Raw genomic sequence first — 15,864 nt, forward strand, 5'->3', positions numbered from 1 at the left:
TGTCTAAGGGCTAGGTTAGCGTAAGGGATTTACACTTGGATTTGTGACTATTGGTCAAGCAGTTACCTAGGTAACCGTGTGGAGGAGTGTTCCTTGATGAGTTGATGTCTGCTCAGGTCGCGACTTTCGCCAGTCTTTCCGTGTTGAACTGGGGGGATTTCGGTAAATTGATGCCAGTCTGCGGCTGTTGTCGGAGGTCATCTTTTTGCGGGACTGTCTGTGGGGAATGTAATCTTTTCGTGCCGCTTTTGAAGAGCTCAACGTGGGGGTGAGTTTGTCGCGTCTAGCAGGACGCAAGTCGGGGTCAACCATGTCACTGACCAAGACGTGTTGGGTGTGGGTATCCTATTTTCCTGCAAGATTTTACGAAATGCGTGTATCTGCAGTGGTAGTTCCGGGAATGGTGTAGGGCTTGTCGCGGAGGGGCGCCTACTTGGCGGCGTCCTCGTTTGGAGCGGCAACTCGCAAGCACTCAAGACCGTACTCGCCCAAGCAACATGGGTGTGGATAGTGTTGTGGTTCGGATAAGCGAACTCATCTGTGCTCGAAGTCGGGCAGCTGTACCAATTCAACGAAGCAGACGCTATCGGAGCCAGGAAATAAGAGATTGAGGTTAAACGCTGCCGTAGTCGCATTACACCACTAACGCAGTGAACGCCTTATCATTAAGTGCGTGACCAAAGCGCCGTAGGCGCTGGTCGACTCTGCTAGCGGCCCCTTGCGGCCCGCTTTTTGTTACTCGGACGACGTGCTGAATGGGGGATGCTAGCGTGCAGCCTGACCTAGATGATGAACAGCTTTGGAAGGCTGTCGTCGACGCTGCGCTCGAGCTTCCCGCAAGCGAGCTCTATCCCTTCAATGAGGAGTGGGAGGTCGCGCGAGTATGCGGTAAATGGTTCATGATCTCAACCAATCGCGGGAAGCGGATGGTGAATCTCAAGGCCGATCCGCAGGAGGCGCGGGCACTCTGTGAGAGCTTTGTCTCAATCACTCCGGGTTACCACATGAATAAGAAGCACTGGATTACCGTCATGCCGGGCCCGGGGATTCACGAGGAACTCATCCGCGAGCTTGTTATGGACTCGTACCTGCTGGTAGTTGACGGACTGCCGAAATATCAACGGCCCGTCGATCCCGCGAGCTATGGGCGCCGCGAAGACTGAGGCATTTGCTCTCAGCTAGGTGATGCCTTTCGTGGATTCGTCATCCAACGTAGGGGCAAGGATGTGCGACGCCCAGCAGGCGGGACGCTCCTCGAGAAATCTCTGAAGGGCGGGATAGCGTTGCTGTGAGAATGAGATGCACCCTACAATTGGGCAATACCGCTCGTCGAAGGAGATGTACGTGGCACAAAAGATCCGCACCGCCCAGGTGCTCGATGTTGTCAAAGTTCTTGCTTGGGTAGTAATCGCTGTGGCCTTGGTGAAGTTTGCGTTCTTCCCGGCCGCGCAGGAGAAGCAGACGAGCGACAGCCTGGATCCGGGCGGGTCCTTCGGGCAGATGACAATCTCCGTCGGGCGCGCGGACATCACCAATACGGTGACCCTGACGGGCACGATTCAGCCCGACGAGCCGGTCGTAGCCCGCGCGACCCTGGACGGCAACGTCGTGCGCACCTTCGTCAATGACGGCGACAAGGTTTCCAAGGGTGACGCGCTCCTCCAGATCCGCAAGGAGATTCCCGGCGAGACCCGCCAGGTTACCGACGAGGAAGGTAACGTGAGCGTCGAGACCGCGGATCCGACCTATAAGTACGAGACCGTCGTCTCGCCCGGTGACGGAACGGTGTCGACGGGCGTGCTCGTTGGCCAGCAGTTCGCGATCGGCGACACGGTTGCGACGGTCGCGCCCGCGACCTTCTCCGCGGTCGCCTCCCTGAGCGCGGACCAGATGTACCGCATGCAGGATGCTCCTTCGACGGCGACCGTTACCATTAAGAACGGCCCCGCACCCTTCGAGTGCTCGGGTGTGAAGGTAGTGAGTTCGACCGGCAAGGCACAGGACCTGAAATCGAACACCGGGTCCGACAACGGGACTTCGGCCTCGACGGACCTGAAGGCCCGCTGCGCGATCCCCTCCAACCAGACGGTGTTCGCCGGCCTGCAGGTCACCCTCGAAATGACGGCCGGATCGGCGACGGGCGTCCTCGCGGTGCCGATCTCCGCGGTCGAGGGCCGCTACCAGTCCGGCTCCGTCTACCTGCCGACCGATGACCCGACGAAGCCTGAGAAGCGCGCCGTCACGCTGGGCATCACGGACGGCAAGATGGTCGAGATCAAGAAGGGACTGACGGAGGGCGAGGAGATCCTCGAGTTCACCCCGACCTCGAATAAGGATAATCAGGACGGCCAGACCGGCCCTGACGGCATGGACTCCGGCATGGCTGGAGGCTCGGGTAACTCGGCGGGCACGCAATGAGTCTCGTGTGCCTGCGGGACGTGACCCGCACGGTGACCCTGCCTGACGGGGATGACTTGCATATTCTGCGCGGTGTCAACCTGGACGTTGCCCAGGGCGAGCACGTCTCCATCGTGGGCCGCTCGGGCACGGGTAAGTCCACGATGCTCAACATTATTGGCCTCCTGGACACCCCCACCTCGGGCACGTACGAGCTGGACGGCGTGGACACCACGCGCCTGGGCGAGGGGCGCCGCGCGCGCATGCGCGGGGAAGACTTCGGCTTCGTGTTCCAGCAATTCAACATCTTCTCGGCGCGCACCGCCGCCGAAAATGTTGAGGTTCCTCTCCTGTACGCCCCCGGCCCCCAGCTGCTGCGCAGGCGCTCGATCGCCGTCGACATGCTTGAGCGCGTGGGCCTAGGTGAGCGCGCGGACTCCTACCCGGGCGAGATGAGTGGCGGTGAGCAGCAGCGCATCGCGATTGCGCGCGCACTCGTGCGCCGCCCGCGCATCATCCTCGCCGACGAGCCGACGGGTGCGCTCGACCCGGACACGGGCCGCGTCGTCATGGCCCTCCTCGAGGAGGTCGCCCGCGAGTCCAACGCCGCGCTCATCGTCATCACGCACGACATGGCGGTGGCCGCGCGGGCGCAGCGCGCGTACGAGCTCTACGACGGCACGCTGCATGAGGTCGAGGATCCTGCCGCTCTTACTCACCGCGCGGAGGTCGGGCACTCGGGCGACCCGGAGGTCGGGCAGGCCTCGTTCCCCGGGACATCGGAGGAGGGTGAGCAGTGAATGCCGTGAGTCAGCTCCTGGGCGCTCTTATCGAGGCCTGGGGTGAGGTCAAGGTCCAGAAGGCGCGCGTCGTCCTCTCCCTCGTGGGTGTGGTCGCGGCCGTGGCCGCCATGACGATCGTCATCGCGCTCGGCGACCTGCTCTTGCAGTCCTCGCGCGAGTTGGCGGAACTGTACGAGGGGCGCTCCGTCACCCTGCGCCTGACCCCCGAAAGCTCCTCGAATGCCGCGGAAGGACCGGCGGCCGATGGCGCGCAGACGGCGAAGCGCCCCGACGAGAAGGACATGATCGGCGAGGCCATGGGGACCCTGGCCGAGCGCACAGATATTCACTACTGGTCGCGCTTCTCCAGCGGCGGCGGTGACATCGTCGAAACGCGACAGGCTCGCTCCAGCGGACAATTCCGCGGATACCCCCTGACGAACATTGCCGACATGGTCGACGGCGTGACATTCCAGGGCGTCGACCCCTCCTACGAGGTCATCTTCCGCACCCGCATGCTCGCCGGACGCTGGGTCGTGAGCAGCGACGCCGACCAGCGCCTGGTCCCCGTCGTCATCTCCGAAACCCTGTGGAACCAGCTGGGGCGCGCCCCCATCGACCAAGTTCCGATCGTCCTGCACACGAGTGACGGCACTGCGATGCGCGTCGTCGGCGTCACCAAGTCCAAGAGCTCCTACGACGTGCCCACCGTGTTCGCGCACTACGACGCGGCGCGCGTCTCCTTCCCGCAGATGAGTGCCCCGTCCATGATTGCGTGGGTGGGCACCGAGAACGCTGATCTGGCTCGCGAGAACCTGCCGCGCGCCCTGGCCTCGATCCTCGGCGAGGGATGGAAGGTCTCCGTCTCCGGCGGCGAACACGAGGACATCGGCGAGGAACAGCTGGGCACCATTTCCAAGGTCATCATGGTCATCGGCGGCATCATCGTGTTCCTGGGCGCCCTGGGCCTGCTCAACGTTGCGATCGTGACCGTGCGCCAGCGCGTGCGCGAGATCGGCATCCGCCGGGCTGTCGGCGCCTCCGCAGCGCGCGTTTTCTTCGCGGTCTTCATGGAGTCGGTCGTCGCCACCTTCGTCGCCGGCGTCATCGGCGTGGGCATCGCGGTCGTCGTCGTGCGATTCCTGCCCCTCGAGGCCCTGGGCGTCACGCTCAGCGACACCCCGGCATTCCCCGCCGGCGCCGCCATTGCGGGCGTCGCCATCTCCACGAGCATCGGCGCCCTGTGCGGCATCATCCCGGCGCTCGCGGCCGTGCGTATCAAGCCGATCGACGCGATCCGCTACTGATTGATCGGCGAGGTCCTGTCCCTCCCAAGCGCCACTTGTGTGAGCATTCATGAGAAAACCACCTTGTCCAATCGCTCTCGCTTGGTTCAGACTCATGTTCGGATCTCAGGGTGGTCAAGATCTCCTCATGAATCCTGTATGCTTCCTGCACATGGAGCAGATGCTCATGGAGGAGAAGCAATGACGCCGGCAAAACTTGCTATCAATACCAGTGGAACCCCCACCAAGGGACGTATCTATGCGCTTCATGGGGTGACAGATAATGCTGCTGCCCTATGCGATGTCAGTGAGCGTTGGTCCGGTGAGTTCGAGGTCGTCTGCATTGATGCTTTGGGGCACGGGTGCTCCCCTCGTTTTACCCCCGAGCAGCTTGAGGATCCTTTCGAGGCCTTGGTGCAGAGCGCGGCCGATGTGATTAACCGTATTGAAGCTGATGATCCTGCCCCCTTTGTCCTATTGATGGGGCATTCGATGGGTGGCGCGACCAGCGCCGATATTGTTTCACGAGGCCTGGCCCATGTTGATGCGTTGGTACTGGAGGATCCGGCACTATTTACTGCCGAAAATCAGCGAGATTCCGAGGCATTTGGTGAGCATCTGGTGAAGTGGTGCGATCACGTGAGCGACAATCTTGGATACGAGGTTGAACAGCTTCTGAAGGACTATCCGCTGTGGAGCCGCGCCGAAGCAACCGGATGGGCGCAGGCAAAGGTGCAGGTGGATCGCAATTTCCTATCGAATATTGCCGTCAGTAGTGCGCGCACGCGAAAGGAAATTCTGGAATCTCTTCAGACCCCGACTTTGCTGATTACAGGGGATGGAGACGATGTTGTCATCGGCCCAGCTGGTGTTGCTGACATCGATAAATTGGGCTTAAAGAAGGTCACTACCCTTCTGATCCCCACGGCTCGGCACTGCGTGCGTCGCTCAACGCCTGAACCCTTCTATGCTGCGGTCGAGTCCTTTATTGCAAAGCTCGCTCTAGCTAAGTGATGGTTACTAACTGTTTAGATAGTAATCTCGTACGAATCCCCGCGGTATGTGGACGTACAGATCTCGAAAACTCGCCCATTTTGGTCCGCAGTAGCTGTTGTTGCTATTAAGACTGGTGCCGGAGCACTCACTTTAAGTTGTTGACAGAGTGGTTCACTTGCTAGCGCTGCCTTGATGCGAAAGCGGGTTTTCATAGGAGTAATGCTGTATTTCTTTGTAAATATTTCGTAGAGAGAACCAGTTAGGTCTTCTCCTAAGAGCTTTGGAAAATAGTCCGACCGGATGATTGAGTCTTCGACGCATAGGGGAACATCATTCCCAAAGCGGATGCGGGAAATCGCGTAGATAAAAGTATCTTTATCAATTCCTAGTGCTTCTTCTTCTCCCCGTGTCGCCTGCCTTAATGTCGCGCTTATCAGGTGCGCCGACGCAACTTTCCCAGCGGCAAGCATTGAATCGGTAAATGATGATGTGTCAGCACGCTTTGCATAGAAACACTTGCGTACAAATGTGCCTTTTCCGGGTATGGCTGAGGTGTATCCCTCTGTTGACAGCTTATGAAGAGCGCGACGTACTGTCATGGGTGAAACCTGAAAACGTTGCGAGAGCTCGCGTTCGCTTTGAAGCTGCTCTCCTGGAGGCATCCTCTCCATCTCGTCAATGAGCGTGGAGAAAATTCTCAGATATTTTGAATCCACAGCTGTATCGTACTACCGCTCTTGATCTGCAGTTTTGTATTTTGACTGCCCTAGGGAGGTCGGTGCTAGCATGTGGCACGTGATACTCACTGAGGAGGAATCATGACACCGGCAAAGCTTGCCGTAAATACATCCGGTATTCCTATTCGAGGGCGGATCTATGCCCTTCATGGCGTCACTGATAACGCCGCATCGCTGAGCGACATTAGTCAACGCTGGTCTGAGACTTTTGAAGTTGTCTGCGTTGATGCTTTGGGCCATGGCTGTTCTCCACGTTTTTCGGATGGGGAACTATTGGATCCATTCGAAGCCCTCGTACAGAGTACGGCAGCGCTGATTAATAGCACCGAAGCAAAGAATCCTGCACCCTTCGTTGTTTTGATGGGACACTCAATGGGAGGTGCTACTGCTGCTGAGCTTGTTTCGCGGGGCTTGGTCCATATTGATGCATTAGTTCTGGAGGACCCTGCTCTTCTAACTCCTAGGCAACGCGAAGATTTTCGGGAACTGGGCCCTAGCCTCGTTGCGAGGTGCGATGAAGTGACCCAGAATCTTGGGCGTGAAATAGCCCTTCTTCTTAAGGACTATCCACTGTGGAGCCCCTCGGAGGCCGCGGGATGGGCACAGGGGAAGGCACAAGCCGATCGCGAGTTCCTTAAGCGAGGAGTAGTTGGGGGCGCACGCGCTCGGGAAGAAATCCTTTCTGCATTGAAGGTGCCTACGCTACTTATCACAGGTGATGGTGATGATGTCCTTATTGGGCCGGCTGGAGCTGAGGCCATCGATGTATTGGAAAACCGAAACATTACAACCCATGTCATCTCGACTGCTCGGCATTGCATCCGTCGTTCCGTCCCCGAACCGTTCTACGGGGCAGTTAATTCATTCCTAGATGCCCTTAAGAAGAATTGATCAAAGATGTGTGAAGTTCCTTATTTCATTCGTCCCGAGCTTTTGCCGGTAATTGAGGCGACCCCGGAACAAACAACGTGGGATCTTAGTGCCATGCGGGCAGGTGGCGATGCTTTGCTAGCCACGCCATACGATCCTGAAAATACATTGGAAGTTACCTCCCTAGGGCGCGCTTTTATCCCTAAGAGCGTGTCTGATGAAGCACCGTTGCTAGTTTCTATTCACGGTGGTGGTTACGTTGCAGGTCGAGCGGCTTTTGATGACGCAAAGAACGATGCGTTGGCCAGTCGATTTGGAATGATTGTTATCTCTCCCGAATATCGGCTAGCACCCGAATTTCCCTTCCCGATGGCTGTAGATGACTGCATCTCTTCCCTTAAGGAAGCGGTTCAGCGCTTTGGGGAGCATCGAAGAATTTTCATTTTCGGGGACTCTGCCGGGGCAGGCCTCGCGTACTCAATGGTTTCTCGAATCTTTGGGGTCGGTGACCGGAACCAAAATAATGGACATGTAGAAGCTAAGAATGCCTTGGCATCTGCAATCAGAGGGATCGTTCTGCTAGAGCCATGCATCGATCCTGATTTAGCAACTCCTTCAAGCACATTGTTTGCTGATGGCCCTATCTGGACGCGACGAGCAGCGGCTGATTCTTGGCGCCATTTCTATGGTCTACCCCTAGGCGTAGAAGGTAACGGAGAAGTGGAGGAGATTCCGTCTGCACTTAAAACGGCGGCTTTCCCTGTACCAAGTCCAGTTTTTAAAGAAAAGGGGTTCCCTCCTGCGCTCATAGTGGTCAATCCGGTTGACCCTTTGCGCGATGAAGGAATATCACTTGCGACCGGCTTAGTTTCCGCTGGTTGCATCTCAGAATTGCACATGTTCGCGGGTACCTTCCACGGGTCGCTCTCGCTTCCGGACTCAGTGACGTGGGCAGAAATCCAAATACTCATGACTCGTTTTATGAGTGAAAATTCAGAAAGGAACTGAAATGTCGAGCAATCAGACCCGACGACTTTGGGGCGTTGCGATTGCCGCGGCACTGGGCGGATTCCTCTTCGGTTTTGACGTTGCAGTCATTAACGGAGCAGTCGCAGCATTTACCGGTGCAGAAGTGGGATTTGGCCTAACGACCTGGCAAACAGGTCTGGTCGTGTCCATTGTTAGCCTTGGAGCAGCGATCGGTGCTTGGTTTGCGGGTCCTGCATCGAACCGTTTTGGCCGTGTTCGTGTCATGGTCTTCGCGTCCATCCTGTACTCGATCTCAGCGTTGATGTCGGGTCTTTCCTTCTCGTTGACGGCACTTGTGCTCTGGCGACTTCTGGGTGGTTTTGGCGTCGGAATTTCTGCGGTTATCGGCCCCGCGTACATAGCTGAAGTGGCGCCTGCCGATAAGCGCGGACGTCTGGGAACGCTCCAGCAGCTTGCCATTGCATTCGGTATTTTTGGTGCGTTCATTTCTAACTACATCTTGGTTCAGGTCACAGGTTCTGCCGAGTCTGTTGCTTGGTTTGGACTCCACACGTGGCGCTGGATGTTTATGTCTGAACTTCTTCCTGCTGTTCTCTACGGCATTATGGCTCTCACTCTGCCTGAGTCTCCGCGTTACTTGGTTTCGATCGGGAAGACTGAAGAAGCACAGAAAATCATTGTTGAGGTCGGTGCCGATGCGCATCCTGTCGAGCGCATCAAAGAAATTCGAGCTTCGCTTTCGGAGCACCGACCGCGCGTTTCGGATCTTTTTGATAAGAAATTTGGTTTGAAGCCTATTGTTTGGATCGCCGTTGCGTTCGGTTTCCTGATCCAGATGGCAGGTATCAACAACATCCTTCTGTATGCAACGGACCTGTGGTCGACGGTTGGTTTTACTGGAAATATCTCCGTGTTCATTCCGGTTGTCACTTCCGTGATCGGTATCGGAATGACCGTTTTTGGTATGAGTGTTATCGATAAGGTTGGTCGTCGTCCCCTTCTGCTCTGGGGCGCCATTGGAATGTTTATTTTCATGGTTGCTGCTGCCATTGCATTTGCACAGGGAACCCTGACTCCAGAAGGTAACCTCCAGCTGCCGATGGCTTGGGCTTACTTTGCACTGATTGCAGCACACATGGTCTACATCGTCTTCTGTGGAACCTGGGGAGTTGTCCTCTGGGTGTTCCTCGGTGAAGTTTTCCCGAACCAAATCCGTACTGCTGGTCTAGGCCTGGCAACCGCTGCAAACTGGATTGGCGGCATGTTGGTGACCTTCCTATTCCCCGTTCTCAAGGGCGCATTTGGTTTGTCGGGAACTTACCTCTCCTACGCAGTTGTGGGAGCGATCTTGATCTGGCTGGTCGTCAAGTTCATTCCTGAAACTCGTGGAGTCGAGTTGGAAGATATGTCCTATGAGGTCGGTAGTAAGTAATTGTCGGGGCATTGGTTCTCCGGGTGCTTTTCTCACTATTAGTGGGGATTAAGTGAGGAACCTAGTCTTGACGATTGAAGGGTGTAACGTCGGCAGTGTGGCGACGTTGCACCCTTCTCTATATGCCCCGTGAGCTGCAAATATTCGCTCACCAAATATTCAGGGAACTTTGTCAAGATCGTGACCGAAGTGTAATCATCGAGGCTGGAAAGCCGTTTCTACGTAGTAATACAATTCACACCAAGGACTTCCGTGTCATAGGGGCGCGGGGAAGCCGGGCGACAGCGAAGCCGCAGGCAAACCGAAGGAAGTCACCGAACTATCAAAGGAGAGTTCAATGGCACGACGTGCACTCGCGGCTGTTGCCGTAGTCGGTATCGCAGCTGTGGGCCTGACCGCCTGCTCTGGATCCAAGGACAAGACGACATCTGGAAGCTCAGAAGGAAAGTCGCTTGTTGTCGCCTATTACAAGACAGCGTCCTTCCCGCAGATGGACGAATTCATGAAGCGCGCAAAGGATGAATTTGAGTCCACCCACCAGGGCGTGACCATCGATCTTCAGCCAGTTGAAGCCGACGCTGACCAGTACTTCACCAAGCTCGCGCTGATGAATAAGTCGAAGTCGAAGGCTCCCGACATCATCTACGAAGACACCTTCCAGGTCATGAGTGATGCTGCAGCCGGATACCTGCTGCCCATCGACCAGTACGTGAAGAACTGGGATGAGTGGAGCCAGTACCCCGAAAGCTCAATCCAGGGCGCAAAGGGCCTCGACGGCAAGATCTACGGCGTTCCTTTTGGTACCGATACCCGCGGTATCTACTACAACAAGAAGATCTTCGAGCAGGCCGGTCTTCCTACTGACTGGCAGCCCAAGAGCTGGGACGACTTACTTTCCGCTGCCCGCACCATTAAGGAAAAGGTGCCCGATGTCATCCCCATGAACATCTATGCGGGTCGCGCCGGTGGCGAACAGACCAGCATGCAGGGCTTCGAAATGCTGCTCTATGGAACTCAGGACACCCTCTACAACACCGACACCAACAAGTGGGTCAGCGGATCACAGGGCTTCAAAGATGCCCTGACCTTCTACCAGACCGCATACTCGGAGGGCTTGGCGCCCTCTAACGATGTCGCACTGGACAAGGCTGTCGGAACCCGCGTCTCCACCGAACTCCTGCCTCAGGGCAAGCTCGCCATCAATATTGACGGCTCGTGGCTGCCCTATGTCTGGATGAAGGATGAGACCAAGTGGCCCGAATGGCAAGAAACCATTGGCCTTGCCAAGATGCCGACACAGAAGGGACAAGAACCTGGATTCACCACGCTCTCCGGTGGCTGGGTCCTCTCCGTTGGATCGCAAACCAAGGATCCCGAATTGGCAGCTGATTTCGTCAAGACCGCGCTGAACAAGGAGGGCTCCCTGCAGTACTCGATCGCAACTTCCGCGATCGCCGTGCGCAAGGACATCGTCTCTGACCCCGAGTACCTTGCATCCAACCCAAGTTTCGAGTTCTTCGCTGGACTGGTTGAGTACACCCACTTCCGTCCCGCAACTCCCGACTACCCGCAGATCTCCACAAATATCCAGACGGCCACCGAATCCGTGGTCACCAAGGAACAGACCCCCGAACAGGCCGCAAAGGCCTATGACGAGGGCTTGGTAAAGATCGTCGGCGAGAAGAACATCGAAGCGGCGAAGTAACATGTCCACCTCGGTTCGTGTGGGGACCGAGAGCACTGCGACCCTTGGCGGGCGACGCGAGACACTGATTTCTCGCATCGCCCGCCAAACGGGCCGAATGGGCCTGCTGTTTCCAGCAGTTGCTCTTATGGCGGTGTTCCTCGTCGGTCCCATTGCATACTCGGTATATGGGTCTTTGACCAATGCCGCCCTTTCAGGCTACAAAGCGGCAAATCCCGAATTTGTTGGCCTCGAAAACTATGCGGAACTGCTGACCAGTAATGCTTTCTGGAAAGCAGTCCTGCTTACCGTGATCTTTGTATTTGCATCAGCGGTTGTCGGCCAGAACATCTTGGGTCTGGCTTTGGCAATGCTCATGCGCAAGGCACCGAAGATCCTCTCCACACTTGTCGGTGGCGTTGTTGTGATCGCCTGGGTTATGCCCGAAATCGTCGCTGCCTTCGCGCTCTATGCTTTCTTCTCTACTGACGGAACGCTCAACGTCCTGCTCAGTTACATTGGCCTCGGCGGAACAACCTGGCTCCTGACTTTCCCCATGTTTTCGGTCATCATGGCGAATATTTGGCGTGGTACGGCCTTCTCAATGATGGTGTATTCCGCGGCTCTAGCTGAGGTTCCACCGGAAATTCAAGAAGCGGCAAAAGTTGATGGGGCACGAGGATGGCAGCGATTCTTCTTTGTCACCCTTCCTATGATCAAGGGCTCCATCTCCACCAACCTGCTCCTTACCACCCTTCAAACCCTGGGCGTTTTTACGCTCCTGTGGGTGATGACGGGCGGCGGTCCGGGAACTCAGTCGACAACCCTGCCGGTCATGGCCTACCAAGAAGCCTTTAAGAACTCTCTGATTGGCTACGGTACTGCGATTGCCACGGTGACCATTGTGCTGGGTGCGCTCTTCGCTATGGTTTACATTCGCGCCTTGAAGCCGGAGGTGGACTGATGGCTACGCAAGCTAAGGAAATCCCCTCCGTCGCTAATCCGCGTGAGAAAACGGTTCGCTTGATCTCAAGCATCGTCTTGGCATTGATCGGAATTTCATTCCTGATTCCATTGGCGTGGGTGCTTTTTGCCTCGTTCAACCCAACGGCAACCGTATCCCTGAGCGTTCCTGAGCACTTCACGACCTCGAATTACTCGGATATCGCGACATTTGATCGCACATGGCTGCCGCTGTGGAATTCTGCGATCCTCTCCTTTGGTACGGCCATCTTGACCGTTGTCGTCGGTGCACTCGCGGCCTACCCGCTTTCTCGTTACAAGAGTCGTTTCGCTCGCGGATTTATGTACACGATTCTTTTTGGAACCTGCTTGCCCATTACGGCACTGATGGTTCCCGTGTATTCACTCTTCGTCAGCCTCGATCTGATCGATTCGATGCCCGGCATCATCTGCTTCATGACTGCAACCTCACTGCCCATGGCCGTGTGGATGCTCAAGAACTTCATGGACTCTGTCCCTGTGTCTCTTGAAGAAGCAGCCTGGGTCGATGGCGCCAGCGCACTCAAAGCGCTGCGAACCATTGTTCTTCCCCTGATGAAACCCGGTCTGTTGGTCGTCTTTATCTTCATATTCACCGCGACCTGGGGGAACTTCTTCGTTCCCTTCATCTTGACGACTGATCCGGATATTCAGCCAGCTGCCGTCGCTATTTACCAGTTCTTCGGAACCCACGGAGCCGTTGTTTATGGAAAGCTTGCCGCATTCGCGGTGATCTATTCCAGCCCAGCTTTGGTTCTGTACGCAATCATGCAGAAGGTTTCCGGAGGAAGTTTCGCAATGGCAGGAGCAGTCAAGGGCTAGGCCCACCCTCCAGGGTCCGGTCCCTTCCTCACTCCCGAGGAAGAGTGATGTGCCTGGTTGCTACCTCTTCGGCAACCAGGCCATCGCGTATCAGAGCCTCAATGACGCGAGGAGCCTGCTCCGGATCAGCGCCCTCTAAGCGTGCCGCGGCGACGGCCTCGTCAATCGAAATTCCCAAGGGGGAGGCGCGCAAAGCCGCCATCACTCGCCCCCGAGCCTGCCGGTCCGTCCCTTTCCACGCCTGACCACGAGGCCGGACCTCGGCGGGTGGGAAACCAGCCCCCGCCCAGGCACAGTTTGTGCGCAGCGGGCATTCCTCGCACTTGGGGGAGCGTTGGGTGCAGACAAGCGCTCCGAACTCCATGATCGCCACATTCCACAGTGCGCATTCTGCGCCGTCTTCGGGAAGCCACTCCATCGCGGCAGCGAACTCAGAGCGCGAAGGTGCGGAGCGTCGCGCAAACTCAACCCCGTCGCAGATGCGCGCGAAGACCCGCCGAATATTCGTATCAAGGACGGGGATGCGCTGATGGAATTGGAAGGATGCAATTGCACTGGCGGTGTAGGGGCCAATTCCCGGCAGCTCTAGCAAGGCCTCGTAGGTGGAGGGGAGGACGCCCCCGAAATCGCGCGTGATACTCAGTGCGCAGTCGCGAAGCCGAAGAGCTCGAGATGGGTAGCCCAGGTGGCTCCACTCGACAAGCACCTCGGCCGGGGATGCTTTCGCAAGGTCTGCGGGAGTAGGCCACAGACTCATCCAGCGCTCCCAAATCGGTTGAACGCGTGGGATGGGGGTTTGCTGGCTCATCACCTCAAAAACAAGGGTGCCCCACGGAGAAACGTCATCGGCGCGCATGGGAAGATCGCGGCGATGAAGGCGGTACCACTCCATGATGGCACTACGGGCAGTTTCTCTTTCGGTCACAGGCACACAGGTAGCTTAGCCGTCACCCAACGCGCCCGCTGAGGCGCGTAGGCTCACCCCAAACTGTGCGAGAATGGCACCATGCTGCTCAGTGATCGCGATATTTCAGCAAGCCTTGATAGCGGACGTATTCAATTGGATCCGCTTGATCGCTCGCTGATTCAACCCGCAAGTATCGACGTGCGTTTGGATCGACTCTTCCGCCTCTTCGATAATCACCGCTATCCGGTGATCGATCCCGCTGCCGATCAATCTGACCTGACCCACAGTGTGGACGTGGGACCGGACGACCCCTTTGTGCTGCACCCCGGTGAGTTTGTTCTGGGCGCAACCTATGAGCTGGTGACACTGGGCGACGACATTGCTGCGCGCCTTGAGGGAAAGTCTTCGCTGGGGCGCTTGGGCCTGCTCACGCACTCAACCGCTGGCTTCATTGATCCCGGCTTCTCTGGCCACGTCACCTTGGAACTGTCGAATACTGCAACCATGCCGATCTTGCTCTACCCGGGCATGAAGATCGGTCAACTGTGCTTCTTCGACCTCTCCTCGCCCGCCGAGCACCCCTACGGCAGCGAAGGCCTGGGTTCGCACTACCAGGGCCAGCGTGGGCCAACGCCCTCGCGTACTCACCTTCGTTTTAGCCGCACCCGTATCGAGCGTTGATCGTGGGCCAAGAAGCATCGCTGCCCCCCAAACGCCGGTCGTATCGCGAGCGTTTGGACGCGGCTCCTGCTGGGCAGGCTCATGATTCCGCGCGAGGTGTTCACTCCTCTTTGAGCCAGACGGCTTCGCACCCTTTGACTGAAACCTCGATGACCTCAGTCGGGGGGATGCATGCTTTCGACACCGCGCTGAGAGTAAATGGCACCGGCGAGATTCGCCTTGATGACCATGTTGCGCGCGTATCTATGGGTACCAGCTCCGCTGCGCGCGAGGTTTTGCCGCTTCCTGTTGAGTTGGGACTGGCGAATCACCTCTTCTGCGTGGGTGCGTCGGTTGAAGATGATGAGCTTGAGGCCCTGGCTGTTTCCGCGTGGGACGAGGCCCATTGGGTTGCGCCCGGCCGCCTGCACCTTCGAGGGGGAGTAGAGCTTTCTGGCCCTTGGGCGCTTCCCGTCAACGTTCGAGGCCCTCTTGGCTTGGGTGCAGATCTCACTCACGCCTGGGTTGTGGAGTGCGAGCCGATGCGCGGGGAGCCTGCACCGCCTGAGCTTGCGGCGAGTGACCGCTGGGCTGCGGCTTTCCCGGAGGGATTGCCCGTCGGCCTTGAATATCAGGTCTTGCTGGTGCTGGAGCGGATGGCTCGGCGCTTGGCCGGGGCTGTGCGCATTGCCGGGAGTGGCGTTGTTATGCAGCCCGATCCTGATTCCGCAGTGTCCTTGGCCGTGTATTCACCGCGTTGGGTGGGTCCCGCTGAGCTTGCCGAGGCCTTGGCTGGGGCTTTCCCAGAGACGATTGATTCGCGTGAGTTAGTTGCTGGTGCGCAGGAAGAGCCTTCCCGCCAAAGTCGTCGCGATGCCGAGGCTGAACGAGAGCTGCGTTCCGTGGTGCATGAGTTGAGTGATGAGTTGCGAGAAGCCTTAGCGCGAGATCGTGAACGTGCACTCAGTGCTGAACAAGTTGTTGACGGTTTTGCTTTGCTCAGTCCTATTGGGAATCAGTCGATCATGATGGTCGAGGTGCATCAGGTTGAGCAGGTTCCTCATGTCTTGCGCTGGGAAGAATGGGCGCAGGGAGCGGTTATTGAATATCGACTGCGGTGGCTTCCTAAGGGAAATGTTGAGGTCCCTGAGAATATCGTCACTCGTTCCGAGCGTTTGGAGCGTATGCGTTCGACTCGCGATATAGAGTCTGCAGCAGCAATTATCCTTGGAATTACGGGTGGAACTGCGGTTGACGAGGACGACTTCCTGGTTTCTTTATGAAATATTTATGGATGAA

15 protein-coding genes are annotated in these 15,864 nt (G+C 57.2%); 13 read left to right on the forward strand and 2 right to left on the reverse strand.

Annotated elements, in window-relative coordinates; genetic code table 11:
• The first annotated feature begins 770 nt into the window (after positions 1-770).
• From RW023_RS02980 to RW023_RS03000, 5 genes are all read left to right on the forward strand, one after another.
• Positions 771-1,163 (forward strand): MmcQ/YjbR family DNA-binding protein, encoded by a 393-nt coding sequence (locus tag RW023_RS02980; protein WP_315579820.1) that lies wholly within the window; start codon positions 771-773, stop codon positions 1,161-1,163.
• Between the two features lie 181 nt (positions 1,164-1,344).
• Positions 1,345-2,418, forward strand: a complete 1,074-nt coding sequence (locus tag RW023_RS02985) for an efflux RND transporter periplasmic adaptor subunit (protein WP_315579821.1) — start codon at positions 1,345-1,347, stop codon at positions 2,416-2,418.
• On the forward strand, positions 2,415-3,197 hold the full coding sequence (locus RW023_RS02990; protein WP_315579822.1) for an ABC transporter ATP-binding protein: 783 nt from the start codon (positions 2,415-2,417) through the stop codon (positions 3,195-3,197). Before RW023_RS02985 ends, RW023_RS02990 begins: the two co-directional genes overlap by 4 nt.
• A complete protein-coding gene (locus RW023_RS02995; RefSeq protein WP_315579823.1) occupies positions 3,194-4,486 on the forward strand; it encodes an FtsX-like permease family protein in 1,293 nt (430 codons plus the stop codon). The genes RW023_RS02990 and RW023_RS02995 overlap by 4 nt, the downstream gene beginning before the upstream one ends.
• A gap of 180 nt (positions 4,487-4,666) precedes the next feature.
• Entirely contained in the window at positions 4,667-5,479 is an 813-nt protein-coding gene (locus RW023_RS03000) for an alpha/beta fold hydrolase (RefSeq protein ID WP_315579824.1), read from the forward strand.
• 14 nt (positions 5,480-5,493) lie between these two features.
• Here the strand turns inward: RW023_RS03000 and RW023_RS03005 are convergent, their stop codons facing one another.
• A complete protein-coding gene (locus RW023_RS03005) occupies positions 5,494-6,177 on the reverse strand; it encodes a GntR family transcriptional regulator (protein ID WP_315579825.1) in 684 nt (227 codons plus the stop codon).
• A 102-nt stretch (positions 6,178-6,279) separates the two neighbouring features.
• Here RW023_RS03005 and RW023_RS03010 point away from each other — a divergent pair, with 102 nt between their 5' ends.
• The 6 genes from RW023_RS03010 to RW023_RS03035 all read left to right on the forward strand — a co-directional run bounded on the left by RW023_RS03010 (position 6,280) and on the right by RW023_RS03035 (position 12,998).
• Positions 6,280-7,089, forward strand: coding sequence for an alpha/beta fold hydrolase (locus RW023_RS03010; protein ID WP_315579826.1), 810 nt, complete (start codon positions 6,280-6,282; stop codon positions 7,087-7,089).
• A 6-nt stretch (positions 7,090-7,095) separates the two neighbouring features.
• A complete protein-coding gene (locus tag RW023_RS03015; RefSeq protein ID WP_315579827.1) occupies positions 7,096-8,076 on the forward strand; it encodes an alpha/beta hydrolase in 981 nt (326 codons plus the stop codon).
• Position 8,077: 1 nt separating this feature from the next.
• Positions 8,078-9,490: a sugar porter family MFS transporter gene (locus tag RW023_RS03020; protein ID WP_315579828.1), complete on the forward strand. Its 1,413-nt coding sequence runs from the start codon at positions 8,078-8,080 to the stop codon at positions 9,488-9,490.
• A gap of 337 nt (positions 9,491-9,827) precedes the next feature.
• Entirely contained in the window at positions 9,828-11,195 is a 1,368-nt protein-coding gene (locus RW023_RS03025) for an extracellular solute-binding protein (RefSeq protein ID WP_315579829.1), read from the forward strand.
• A gap of 1 nt (position 11,196) precedes the next feature.
• Complete coding sequence (locus RW023_RS03030) at positions 11,197-12,138, forward strand: sugar ABC transporter permease (RefSeq protein WP_315579830.1); 942 nt, start codon at positions 11,197-11,199, stop codon at positions 12,136-12,138.
• Entirely contained in the window at positions 12,138-12,998 is an 861-nt protein-coding gene (locus tag RW023_RS03035; protein WP_315579831.1) for a carbohydrate ABC transporter permease, read from the forward strand. Before RW023_RS03030 ends, RW023_RS03035 begins: the two co-directional genes overlap by 1 nt.
• A 28-nt stretch (positions 12,999-13,026) precedes the next feature.
• Here RW023_RS03035 and RW023_RS03040 read toward each other — a convergent pair whose 3' ends face one another.
• On the reverse strand, positions 13,027-13,890 hold the full coding sequence (locus RW023_RS03040; RefSeq protein WP_315579832.1) for an A/G-specific adenine glycosylase: 864 nt from the start codon (positions 13,888-13,890) through the stop codon (positions 13,027-13,029).
• Positions 13,891-14,004: 114 nt separating this feature from the next.
• On the opposite strand from RW023_RS03040, the gene dcd reads away from it, so the two are divergent.
• Both dcd and RW023_RS03050 read left to right on the forward strand, forming a co-directional pair.
• On the forward strand, positions 14,005-14,586 hold the full coding sequence (dcd, locus tag RW023_RS03045; RefSeq protein WP_009408384.1) for a dCTP deaminase: 582 nt from the start codon (positions 14,005-14,007) through the stop codon (positions 14,584-14,586).
• Between the two features lie 2 nt (positions 14,587-14,588).
• Positions 14,589-15,848: a hypothetical protein gene (locus tag RW023_RS03050; protein ID WP_315579833.1), complete on the forward strand. Its 1,260-nt coding sequence runs from the start codon at positions 14,589-14,591 to the stop codon at positions 15,846-15,848.
• The last annotated feature ends 16 nt before the right edge of the window (positions 15,849-15,864 follow it).

The sequence above is a fragment of the uncultured Actinomyces sp. genome (genome assembly GCF_963542285.1).
Taxonomy (GTDB): domain Bacteria; phylum Actinomycetota; class Actinomycetes; order Actinomycetales; family Actinomycetaceae; genus Pauljensenia.